The sequence below is a fragment of the Mesorhizobium sp. B4-1-1 genome, from assembly GCF_006439375.1.
In the GTDB taxonomy this organism is placed as follows: domain Bacteria; phylum Pseudomonadota; class Alphaproteobacteria; order Rhizobiales; family Rhizobiaceae; genus Mesorhizobium.
The window spans coordinates 69,888-81,416 of sequence record NZ_VFTH01000018.1 but is presented as its reverse complement, the minus strand read 5'-3'; the positions used below and the strand labels follow the sequence as shown (position 1 = coordinate 81,416).

The 11,529-nt window shown below is 65.3% G+C and carries 9 protein-coding genes; 4 read left to right on the top strand and 5 right to left on the bottom strand.

The genetic code is table 11. From position 1 onward, the window contains the following. Positions 1 to 85 precede the first annotated feature (85 nt). Complete coding sequence (locus FJW10_RS23020; protein WP_140901756.1) at positions 86 to 1,474, top strand: MFS transporter; 1,389 nt, start codon at positions 86 to 88, stop codon at positions 1,472 to 1,474. Positions 1,475 to 1,613: 139 nt separating this feature from the next. Here the strand turns inward: FJW10_RS23020 and purH are convergent, their stop codons facing one another. The 4 genes from purH to htpX all read right to left on the bottom strand — a co-directional run bounded on the left by purH (position 1,614) and on the right by htpX (position 7,624). Further along, positions 1,614 to 3,230, bottom strand: a complete 1,617-nt coding sequence (gene purH, locus FJW10_RS23015; protein ID WP_140901755.1) for a bifunctional phosphoribosylaminoimidazolecarboxamide formyltransferase/IMP cyclohydrolase — start codon at positions 3,228 to 3,230, stop codon at positions 1,614 to 1,616. 114 nt (positions 3,231 to 3,344) lie between these two features. Continuing rightward, positions 3,345 to 5,069, bottom strand: a complete 1,725-nt coding sequence (locus FJW10_RS23010; RefSeq protein WP_140901754.1) for a heparinase II/III family protein — start codon at positions 5,067 to 5,069, stop codon at positions 3,345 to 3,347. A 147-nt stretch (positions 5,070 to 5,216) separates the two neighbouring features. Continuing rightward, the gene (locus tag FJW10_RS23005; protein ID WP_140901753.1) at positions 5,217 to 6,593 is read right to left on the bottom strand and encodes an RsmB/NOP family class I SAM-dependent RNA methyltransferase; all 1,377 of its coding nucleotides are present in this window, start codon (positions 6,591 to 6,593) and stop codon (positions 5,217 to 5,219) included. Beyond that, positions 6,590 to 7,624 (bottom strand): zinc metalloprotease HtpX, encoded by a 1,035-nt coding sequence (gene htpX / locus FJW10_RS23000; protein WP_140901752.1) that lies wholly within the window; start codon positions 7,622 to 7,624, stop codon positions 6,590 to 6,592. The genes FJW10_RS23005 and htpX overlap by 4 nt, the downstream gene beginning before the upstream one ends. A gap of 167 nt (positions 7,625 to 7,791) precedes the next feature. Here htpX and FJW10_RS22995 point away from each other — a divergent pair, with 167 nt between their 5' ends. Beyond that, positions 7,792 to 8,013, top strand: coding sequence for a DUF1674 domain-containing protein (locus FJW10_RS22995; protein ID WP_140832744.1), 222 nt, complete (start codon positions 7,792 to 7,794; stop codon positions 8,011 to 8,013). Here FJW10_RS22995 and FJW10_RS22990 read toward each other — a convergent pair. Further along, the gene (locus FJW10_RS22990; protein ID WP_140832746.1) at positions 8,010 to 8,675 is read right to left on the bottom strand and encodes an HAD-IA family hydrolase; all 666 of its coding nucleotides are present in this window, start codon (positions 8,673 to 8,675) and stop codon (positions 8,010 to 8,012) included. The genes FJW10_RS22995 and FJW10_RS22990 overlap by 4 nt on opposite strands. A 267-nt stretch (positions 8,676 to 8,942) precedes the next feature. On the opposite strand from FJW10_RS22990, the gene FJW10_RS22985 reads away from it, so the two are divergent. After that, a complete protein-coding gene (locus FJW10_RS22985; RefSeq protein WP_140901751.1) occupies positions 8,943 to 9,812 on the top strand; it encodes a transglutaminase family protein in 870 nt (289 codons plus the stop codon). 323 nt (positions 9,813 to 10,135) lie between these two features. Then, complete coding sequence (locus FJW10_RS22980) at positions 10,136 to 11,497, top strand: pilus assembly protein (protein WP_140901750.1); 1,362 nt, start codon at positions 10,136 to 10,138, stop codon at positions 11,495 to 11,497. Positions 11,498 to 11,529: the final 32 nt, after the last annotated feature.

The window sequence follows — 11,529 nt, the reverse complement described above, 5'->3', positions numbered from 1 at the left end:
AATTGGCGCCGCGCTTGTTCGTTTGCATCGCTGCCTGAAAACATGCAGACATGGCTCCCGACGCGGGCGGGTCGAGGGAATCAGCATGGCGGCAGTAGAGACAGTGCAGCGGACATCGGGGCGCGGCATCTGGGGCTGGATGTTCTTCGACTGGGCGGCGCAGCCTTTCTTCACCGTCGTCACCACCTTCATCTTCGGGCCCTATTTCGTCTCGCGCATGGCCAGTGATCCCACAGCCGGGCAGGCCGCCTGGGGGTATGGTATCGCCGCCGCGGGCCTGGTCATCGCGGTGCTGTCCCCGGTGCTCGGCTCGATCGCAGACCAGACCGGGCCGCGCAAGCCGTGGATCGCCTTCTTCGCGACGATCAAGATCGTCAGCCTCACGCTTTTGTGGTTCGCGGCGCCGGGCTCGAACCTTTTCCTGGTCGTGCTCTTGTTTTCGCTGGCTTCGGTGGCGGCCGAATTCTCCACCGTGTTCAACGATTCCATGATGCCGCGGCTGGTGCCGAAGCAAGAGATCGGCCGGATATCCAACATGGCCTGGGGGCTCGGCTATCTCGGCGGCATGATCGCGCTGATCTTCGTGGTGCTGTTCCTGGCGGGTAATCTCGAAACCGGCAAGACGCTCATCGGCCTCGATCCATTGTTCGGACTCGATCCGAAACTCGGGGAGGACGCGCGCTTCACCGGGCCGATGTCCGCCGGCTGGTATTTCCTGTTCATCCTGCCGATGTTCTTCTTCACGCCGGACGCCGCCAAGGGAATCCCGATCGGCCCGGCGGTGCGCGAGGGCCTGTCCGAGTTGAAGTCTACTCTGGTGGAAGTGCGCCAGCGCAGCGGCATCCTGCGCTTCCTGCTGGCGCGCATGATCTATCAGGACGGCGTCAATGCGCTGCTGGCGCTCGGCGGCACCTTCGCGGCCGGCATGTTCCGCTGGTCGATCACCGAGATCGGTCTGTTCGGCATCATCCTTAACGTCGTCGCCATCTTCGGCTGCTGGATCGCGGCGCGGCTCGATACCGCGCTCGGCTCGAAGCACGTGGTGATGATCGCGCTGGTGATGCTCTCGGTCGCCACGATCGGCGTCGTCTCGACCGGTCCGGGCTTCACGCTGCTCGGCCTGATCCCGCTGTCGACCGCCGATTCAGGCGGCCTGTTCGGCACCGCGGCCGAAAAGGCCTATATCCTTTATGGGCTGCTGATCGGGCTCGCTTTCGGGCCGGTGCAGGCGTCGTCGCGTTCCTACATGGCGCGCAGCGTGACCGCCGCCGAGTCGGGCCGCTATTTCGGCATCTATGCGCTGGCGGGACGCGCGACCAGCTTCCTGGCGCCGTTTATGGTGGCGACCATCACCACCGTGAGCGATTCACCACGCCTCGGCATGGCGGCGATCATCCTGTTTCTCGGCATCGGCATGGCGATCCTGGCGGGCACACCCTATCCGGCGGACAGGCCGAAAGAAATGCTTCGATAATTCTACTCCGCTGGCCGCTTGCCGCGGTTTTCTGCGCTTCCGGTGCTCACGGACCTGAATGTCCGCTCCGCTCCGGTTCTCGAAAACCGCACCAATAGACTCAGCGGAGCGAATTCTTGAAGCATCTTCGCGCCGAGCCTCAATGCCTGAAATGCCTTACGCCCGTGAACACCATGGCGATGCCGTGCTCGTCGGCGGCGGCGACGACGTCCTCGTCGCGCATCGAGCCGCCGGGCTGGATGACGGCCGTGGCGCCGGCCTCGATCGCCGTGAGAAGGCCGTCGGCGAAGGGGAAGAAGGCGTCGGAGGCAACGACGGAGCCCTTGGTCAGCGGTTCGGCGAGGCCGGCGGCTTCCGCCGCGTCCAGCGCCTTGCGGGCGGCGATGCGCGAGGAATCGACGCGGCTCATCTGGCCGGCACCGATGCCGACCGTGGCGCCATCCTTCGCATAAACGATGGCGTTGGACTTGACGTGCTTGGCGACGCGGAAGGCGAATTTGAGGTCCGCCAGTTCGGCCGGCGTCGGCGCGCGCTTCGTCACCACCTTCAGCTCGAGATCGTCGACCACGGCGTTGTCGCGGCTTTGCACCAGCAGCCCGCCGGCGACCGACTTCGCTGTTGTGCCGGCGGCGCGCGGATCGGGCAGGCCGCCGGTGACCAGTAGGCGCAGGTTCTTCTTCGCGGCGACGATCGCGGCTGCCTCGTCGGTCGCGTTGGGCGCGATGATGACCTCGGTGAAGGTTTTCACGATTTCCCGCGCCGCCTCAGCGTCGAGGATGCGGTTCATGGCGACGATGCCGCCAAAGGCCGAGACCGGATCGCAGGCCAGCGCCTTGGCGTATGCCGCCTTCAACGTCTCACCCTCGGCGACTCCGCAAGGGTTGGCGTGCTTGATGATGGCGATCGCCGCCGAGCGGGCGGGATCGAACTCGCCGACCAGCTCGAAAGCCGCGTCGGTGTCGTTGATGTTGTTGTAGGAGAGCTGCTTGCCCTGCAACTGCCTGGCGGTGGCGACGCCCGGCCGCTTGTCGCCCGACAGGTAGAAGCCGGCGCCCTGGTGCGGGTTCTCGCCATAGCGCATCACCTGGTCGAGACGGCCGCCGAAGGCGCGCCAGGCCGGGTGCTCGATCTGCAGTGCCTCGGCGAACCAGCCGGAGATCGCGGCGTCATAGGTGGCGGTGCGGGCAAAGGCCTTGGCCGCCAGCATCTTGCGGAAGTCGAGCGACAGCGAGCCGAGGTTCATCTCCAGCGCGTTGACGACGGACGCATAGTCGGCCGGATCGGTGACGATGGCGACATAGGCGTGGTTCTTGGCCGCGGCGCGGATCATCGCCGGTCCGCCGATGTCGATGTTCTCGACGATCGAGGCATAGCCGGCGCCGGAGTGGCGGACCTCTTCAAACGGGTAGAGGTTCGAGACGACAAGGTCGATCGGCTCGATGCGATGGTCGCGCATGGCCTTGGCATGCTCGGCATCGTCGCGGATGCCGAGCAGCGCGCCATGCACCGACGGATGCAAGGTCTTGACCCGGCCGTCCATGATCTCGGGAAAGCCGGTGAGCTCGGAAACGTCGCGGACCGCCAGGCCCGCCTCGGCGATGGCCTTCGCCGTGCCGCCCGTCGAAACCAGCTCGACGCCGGCGGCGGCGAGCGCCCTGGCAAAGGCGATGAGCCCGGTCTTGTCGAAGACGGAAAGCAGCGCCCGGCGCACCGGAACAAGGTCGGGCGCCGGAATGTTTTTTGTGGGCACGGCCATGGACAGGCGGCCTTTCGGAGCTGTTGGAAGGGGACGTTGGCCGGCCCTAGCATATGAGCCCCGGAAATCAAGTGGGTCTGGCATCAGGCGCGCAGCCCGTTCTGCCGGCCAGGCTCAGTTGTTTTCCGGATGGCCGGCGATGCCGGTGCGGGTCAGCTGCCAGTGGACCTCGGCAATCTCCGAGGCCTTGAAGGCAAGCACGATCTGCCGGCTGCGGCGCGGGCCGCTCAGTCCGGCGAAGTAGATCGATTCCTCGACCTCCGGCGCCACTTCGGCGCAGGTGAAAACCCAGGTGTCGCCCTGCGCGGCGGCGAGCGTCAGGCGGTCGTGGTCGTCCTGCAGCAGGCTGATGTCGGGGTGGACGTGGAAGCGCACCGTGACGAAGTCGCGGCCGTTGTTGCGGATCGCGGCATTGCCCGGGCGCAGGAAACGGTCGCGGCCGGCAAGCACGTTGCCGTTCGTGGTCAGCTTCAGCTCGCGCTCATGCAGGAAACCGAATTGCTGGGCATAGCCGTCGTGGCGGGCGACGAAGCCGTGCACGCCCTTCTGGTCGAGGCGCTTGCAGGGCACGTGCTGCGGGCCCCCGATCAGCGGCGAGCCCAGCAGATCGCTGACGCGCAGCGAATGGCTGAAGCGCGCCGACGAGGTGTCGTTGAGCGTGGCGGTCGAATGCGCGGCGGTGGCGCGCGCCAGCGGCCGGAATTCCGGGGCGCCGTAGGTGTCGATGCCGGCATTGACGATGAAGTGCTGGCGCCCGGAGGAGAGTTCGAAGGCAAGGCAGCCGGCGTGCGCGGCGTTGGAGACGTCGACCGGCGGCGGCAGGCCGGTGTCGGCGATCACCGTCACGCCGCCCATCGACAGGCGCTCGTAGCCGGAGTGCGGCGCGTGCAGCAGCGGCGCGCCCACCGTGTCGTCATGGCGCAGGATGGTGGCGATGCGGTCGTGGATGGTGGCGCCCATGCCGTTGAAGCGGGCGAGGCTGCCGTCCTGGTGACGAAAGAAACGCAGCGCCGGCAACATGCGGTCGATGGCGCCGATCAAGGCCGACGGCGGTGCCTCGGCCTGGTTGGCATAGGTCTGGCGCAACGGTAGAAGATCGGCCAGCAGCTCCAGCACCGCCATCGGCTTGCGCGAAATATGGCCGCCATCGGGCAGGATCTGATGTTCCAGCTCCTCGGCCAGGTTGCGTGTCGCGGCGCGCAGCGCCGAGGCCGGCGCCGGCAAGGACAGCGCGGCGAAGGCAAGCGCGATGCGGGCGCGCAGCCTGGCCTCGCCATCCGGCATCTCGCGCGCCATCGAGCGGAGATAGCGGATCTGCACGGCGAGCGATTTCAGGAAGGCGCGATAGAAGGGGAATTCGGCGCCTTGCAGCACCACCGAGGAATGCTGCAGCCAGGCGATCACCCGTTTGGCCGTCGTGCCCGGCTCCCAGGCGATGCCGGAGATCTGATTGCCGTGCATGGCGATCCAGTCGGTGACGAGCGCCCTGGCGTTGGCGGCGGCAAGCTCGGTGCCGGTGGCGCGCATGTGGCGCAGCCAGCGGAAGCCATGCAGCGATTTCTGCCAGCCGCGATTGGGCACGTCGAGCTGGAAGGGCGATGTGCCGCCGGTCTCGACCAGATGGCCGGACAGCGGGTAGCGGCCGTAATAGATCTCCAGCGCGATCTGCGGATCGGCGAGCCGCAGATCCGGCGGCGCGATCAGGACACGTTCGGGCGTGCGGCCGGAATAGCGCCAGCGATAGACCGGGCCGGCGCGGAGGCGCCGGCGCGTTTTGCGCCAGAACTCCCTCGCGACAAGCGTCCATAGACGCGTCGTGCTGCCGGCAACAAGTGCCAATAGCCCTCCTGATGTCCCCATAACCCGAGCACAAGCTTATGCGATTCAAGAACTTATGCGAAGGCGGATTTCGCCGAAGTGAACCAATTCACGCGGCCACGGCCGGGTCTTCCCTAAAAAAGTCAGCAAGTTTTATGAGATAACGTTTCAATCGGTCCGTCTCATCCGCGCGGCAAAGAAGCCGTCCAAGCCCGAAATCCCGGGCGATTCCAGCGCGAGGTCGGCCGGCGTGGTGCGCAGCGTGCCCTCCGGCGTCAGGAATGGGTCGATATCGGCAATTTCGCCAAGCCGGATCGGATCGGCGTCCACGCCGGGGTTCCCGGCGAGGAAATCGCGATAGAGTTCCTCGCCTTCGATCGGGTCGAGCGAGCAGTTGGAAAAGACGATGCGGCCGCCGGGCCTGACGAGACCGACGGCATGGGCAAGCAGGCGGCGCTGGAGATCGGCGAGCTTTTCGACATCCGCCATGGTCTTGGTCCAGGGCACGTCGGGATGGCGGCGTACCGTGCCGGTCGACGAGCAGGGTGCGTCGAGCAGCACGGCGTCGAACAATTGCGCCGGCCGGTAATCCAGGAGGTCGGTCTGGACGAGTTCGGCGGTCAGGCCGAGGCGCTCGAGATTCTGACTGAGCCGCGCCAGCCGGCTCTTCGAGGTGTCGACCGCGGTCACCTCGGCGCCGGCCAGGATAAGCTGCGCCGTCTTGCCGCCGGGCGCTGCGCACAGGTCGGCGACGCGCTGTCCGCGGATGTCGCCGAACAGGCGCGCCGGCAGGCTTGCCGCGGTATCCTGAACCCACCAAGCACCGTCGGCGAAACCGGGCAGGTCGATGACATTGGCGGAGAGCTTTTCGACACGCACCGTGCCGGTCGGCAGCACGATGCCGCCCAGGCGCTCGGCCCAGACCGCCGGATCGGCCTTGACCGTGAAATCGACCGGCGCCTCATGACGATGCGCGGCAAGAATGGCGCGCGCCCTGTCGGCTCCGTAGGCGGCGGTCAGCCGCTGCGAAAACCATTGCGGCGCCTCGCTGGTGGCGACAAGCGCCGGGGCAAGTTCGGCCTCCTTGGCGCGCGCCAGCGAACGCAGCACGCCGTTGACGAGGCCGGAGAAGCGCAGTGTTCGCGGATCGGACTTGGCGTGGGTCACGGCAAGGTCGACGGCGGCGCTGTCGGGAACATCGAGGAACAGGATCTGCGCGGTGGCGACGTTGAGGATATGCGAGAGCGCGGTGGCATTGGCCGGCAGTGGCTTTTCCAGGCGCCTGGCCAGCAGCCCGGCAATGGTCATGCGATAGCGCAGCGCCGTGACCAGGATGGCGCGCACCAGCGCCCGGTCGCGGCCGTCCAGCGCCCTGTATTGCGGGTGGCCGTGCTCGTTGTCGGTCAGGCCATCGAGCGGCGTATGCGCGTCGATGACGGCGGCAAGCAGGCGCGCGGCCGCCTTGCGCGCCACAAGGCCGGCGACGTTCTCGTCGCCATCCTTGTGTTGCGGATTGCCTGGCTGTCCGCGCCTCGGCGGCGTCATGACCAGGGACCCTTCGGCCGGACATTGCGCGGTCCGGTCGGGTTGCGCCCCCAAGGATTGGGCTTTGGCGGCGCCGGCCCAGCCTCTGAGGCCGCATCTGCCGGCTTGCCCCATGGCCCTGCTGATGGCTCCTCGGGCTGGATGGGCGGCGCGGAAGCCTCGCGCCGATTAGCCGGCGCGGCCTCGCCCATCGCGCGCGCCATCTCCTGCAAGGCAGCGATGCGGTTCTCCGTGTTCGGATGGGTCGAAAACAGATTGTCCATGCGCTCGCCGTGGAGCGGGTTGATGATGAAAAGATGCGCCATAGCCGGATTGCGCTCGGCGTCCGGATTGGGAATCTGTTCGGCGCCGCGCGCGATCTTGTTGAGCGCCGAAGCAAGCCATAGCGGGTGACCGCAGATCTCGGCGCCGCGCCGGTCGGCTTCGTATTCGCGCGTGCGGCTCACCGCCATCTGCACGATCATCGCGGCGAAGGGCGCGACGATCATCGCCACAAGCACGCCGACGAAGCCGAACGGATTGTTGTTTTCCCGGCTGCCGCCGAGGAAGAAAGCGAAATTGCCGAGCATCGAAATGGCGCCGGCAAGCGTGGCTACGATCGTCATGGTCAGCGTGTCGCGATGCTGCACATGCGCAAGCTCATGCGCCATCACCGCCGCGACCTCTTCATGAGAGAGGCGCTGGAGCAGGCCCGTGGACGCCGCCACCGCGGCATTCGCCGGGTTGCGGCCAGTGGCGAAGGCGTTGGGCTGCGGGTTGTCGATCAGATAGGTCTTCGGCATTGGCAGGCCGGCCTGCTTGGCCAGCGCCTGCACGATCGCGTAATATTCGGGCGCGCTCTTCTCGTCGACCTCGACGGCGCGGTTCATCGACAGCACCATCTTGTCGGCGTTCCAATAGCTGAACAGATTGGTGCCGGCGGCGATCAGAAGCGCGATGACCATGCCGCCCGGGCCGCCGATCAGATAGCCGACGCCCATGAACAGCGCCGTCATCGCGGCAAGAAGCATGGTGGTGCGAAGCGTGTTCATCGTTTCATCCGTCTGACGTGGTGGCGGAGGGGGCCAGAGCATCGGACCGAAAAGTGGAATCCGGTTTTCGGAATATTCCGATGCTCATTAATGGGGGTCGATCCTTCTGTCGTCATGGCTATATGATGGGAGAGGCCGGGCTTCGTTTCAATCGGCGGGAGTATCGCATGACCGAAGAGCCAAGCAAAACCGAAGCGGTTGCAACGACCGAAGAGCTGCAAAAGACGCTGGCGCCCGAAGCGCAGCGGGCGCTAGCAGAGGCCGAAGCGCGTCGTCAAAAGTATCGAGTGGCGGAAGCGCAGTTGCCGAAGGAGATCGGCGGCCGCGGCGGCAAGGAACCTGGCCGCTACGGCGACTGGGAGGTCAAGGGTCTCACCAGCGACTTTTAAGCAACGGCCCGCTCGGGCGCGAGGGCGATCCAGCCCTTATCGTCCGTCGCAATGGCGATTTCGTCATAGGAACGGATTGTCGGGTGCGGCGTGACGAGCGGGTGGACATGGGTGGTGCTGATCACCATCACCGAGGCGCCGGAAGCCTCGCCCGCCGCTATGCCCGCCGGCGCATCCTCGAAGACCAGGCAGTCGCGCGCCTCGATGCCGAGACGCCTTGCCGCCAGAAGGAAGCAGTCCGGCGCCGGCTTGCCATGGGTGACGTCTTCCGCGGTCACCATCATGGCGGGAACCGGGATGCCGGCCGCCTTGATGCGCAGCAGCGCCAGCTCGCGCGGCGCCGAGGTGACGATCGCCCAGCGCTCTGGCGGCAGCGATTGCAAAAACGCGACGGCGCCGGGGATCGGGACGATGCCTTCGAGGTCATCCGCCTCGGCCTTGAGCAGCAAATCCGCCTCCGCCAGCGGATCGACACCCGGAAGCCTCAGCGCGGCGATCGTCTCGCGCGCTCGCCTGCCATGGATCGTGGGCAGGAAAGCCGCCACGTCGAGGCCATGCCTGTTTGCCCATGCCGTCCACACCCGTTCCGCCGCGGCGATCGAGTTGAGCACCGTGCCGTCCATGTCGAATAGGAAGGCGGCGAATTTTGAGCCTGCAAACATCGGATGTCCTGGAGAATCGTTTTCGGGGAGGGCGAAACGTAAAGCGCAGTTTAGCCCGGGCAGGACCGCCTGAGAAGAGAACAGGTCAGCGTTGATGGAACGCTGACCTGTTCTCACTTCTTGTTTCTACGCAATTGCGGATCGAAAACCGCTGCGCACTTTTCCTGAATTGCTCCAGACGCCGCCATTTCGACTCTGCGCCGGAACCGGCTCCGGCTCGCGGCGTTGAACAAGCAGTCTTTCCAAAATCACGAAGGGGGGCATGCGATGCTGATCCGGCTCGGATATGAAATCGCCATCGAATGCGCGGCGGTGACGCCGATCATCTCGCTTCTCGACGTCCATGCCGAACGGCATGCCGACATCAAGCGACAGACGCGGGTTCTGACCTCGCCCTCGGTGCCGACCCGGACCTATCGCGACCGCCACGGCAATATCTGCCGTCGCTTCACGGCGCCCGCCGGAAGCTTCCGCATCCTCTACGATGCGACGATCGAGGACAGCGGCGAGACCGATGAAGTCAATACGTTGGCGCGCGAAACGCCGGTCGCGGAACTGCCCGACGACGTGCTGGTCTATCTGCTCGGCAGCCGCTACTGCGAGACCGACCACCTCAGCGACATCGCCTGGCAGCTTTTCGGCCATTTGCCGCCTGGCTGGGCGCGGGTGCAGGCGATCGTCGATTATGTCAACAGCAGACTTTCCTTCGGCTACGGCTATGCGCGCGCCACGCGCACGGCGGCCCAGGCGCATGAGGAGCGCGTCGGCGTGTGCCGCGACTTCGCGCATCTGGCGATCGCGCTTTGCCGATGCATCAACATTCCGGCCCGCTACGTGAACGGCTATCTCGGCGATATCGGCGTGCCGGCCGATCCGGCACCGATGGACTTCTCGGCCTGGATGGAAGTTTTCCTCGACGGCAAATGGTACACGTTCGATCCGCGCCACAACTGCCCGCGCATCGGCCGCGTCGTCATTGCGCGCGGCCGCGACGCCACCGACGTGCCGCTGCTGCACAGTTTCGGTCCGCACCAGCTCAGCCTGTTCAAGGTCTGGACCTACGAGCAGGAAGGCAACCGCTTCAATCCTCCGCATCATGGCATCGATCGGACGGTCAGCGCGCAGATGCTCCTTTGATGCCGGCCTGACCTGGTTTTCAACAGACCCTGCGCTGCGCCTGTTTTATGGCTGCCGCTGACCCGCTTCGGCACAGTTCGATTGTGCCGAAGAGAGAACGACCGCGACAGCCTTCGAGATCATGGTAAGCACTTCATGAAGGTCGCTTGGCCAGCGTATTTTCGTTTACTTCCCGTTCACTCTAGGATTTGCCGAAAGCCAGCAAAAACAATGGATTAACCTGCCGTTAAGCATCTTTCGGCGGGTCGTTGGCCGGGTCTGGCCGAAATCCTGCAACGCCTTTGTCGTGCGGCACGGTGCCGCAAACAGTGGAGGCGGAAGGGATGCGGCAGTTCAGAGGCGTCGTTCGTGGGGTGGACGGCTTTGCCCGCAATCGCGAAGGCAATTTCGCGGTTCTGTTCGGAGCTGCCGCATCGGTCCTCGCGCTGGGGGTGGGATTGGCGGTCAATATCTCGCAGCTCTACAATGCGAGATCGAGCCTGCAGGGCGTCGTCGACGCCGCTGTGACCTCGACGGCCCGCGATCTCACCCTCGGCGTCATCACCGAAGCCGACGCCAACAAGACGGTGCAGGCGTTCCTCGACGCCAACAGCGCGGCCGGCATCCTGCAGGCCAACCGGATCGTGCTGGACAAACTCACCGTCGACAGGACGGCCAGCACGGTGAAGGCGGATGTGCACACCGATCTCAGCCTCTATTTCCCCCTGTTCAGCATCGGCGACATGCAACGGGTGACGTCCTCGACCACGGCGCTCTATTCGGACAAGACGGTCGAGGTGGCGATGATGCTCGACGTCACCGGCTCGATGGCCGGCCAGAAGATCAAGGACCTGAGGACAGCGGCGAGCAACGCGGTCAATTCCTTCCTCGCCGGCCAGAACGCCGCCAATCCGCGGGTGCGGGTGGCGATCGTGCCTTATGCCAATTCGGTCAATGTCGGCTCGCTCGCCGCAAGCACGGTCTTTGTCGAGACCAAGGCCAGCGAGCGCAAGCAGGCGCCCGGCAATGACGATCCGAAATATGTCTCGGCGTCGACGCGGCCGGACAACTGCGCCACCGAGCGCAAGAGCGCCTATCAGTACTCGGATGCCGGTCCCGACGTCAGCATGGTCAATCGTGACCTCTATCTGTCGGCCTTCGCCAAGCAGACCAATACGGCAGCCTGTCCGGTCGCGACGCTGCAGCCGCTGACGGCGAATGCCTCTACGCTGAACAATGTCATCAAGGATCTCGTCGCCTCCGGCGGCACCGCCGGTCATATCGGGATTCAGTGGGCCTGGTATATGCTCTCGGAAAACTGGGGCAGTGTGATGAACGCCTCGCAACGGCCGGCCAAGCTGGATCCTAAGAAGGTGGCCAAATATGTGATCCTGATGACCGACGGCGAATTCAACCTGTCCTATTTCGACGCCAGCGACGCGAGTCAGGTCTATAACGACGCCGGCAAGGTACAGACGCGCACGGCCGCGACAACGCTCTGCGCGGCGATGCGCGACCAAGGCATCGAGATATTCACCATCGGCTTTGCCCTTACGGAGAAGAACGCCAAGTCGACGCTGCAATCCTGCGCCAGCCCCGATAGCGGCAACAGCAAGCATTTCTATCAGGCGGCCAACGGCGCCGAGCTTGACCAGGCCTTCCAGGATATCGTGCGCAACATCGACAATTTGACGGTGACCAGGTAGCGGGGTTTATCGCAAAGAAAAGGAAAAGGCCG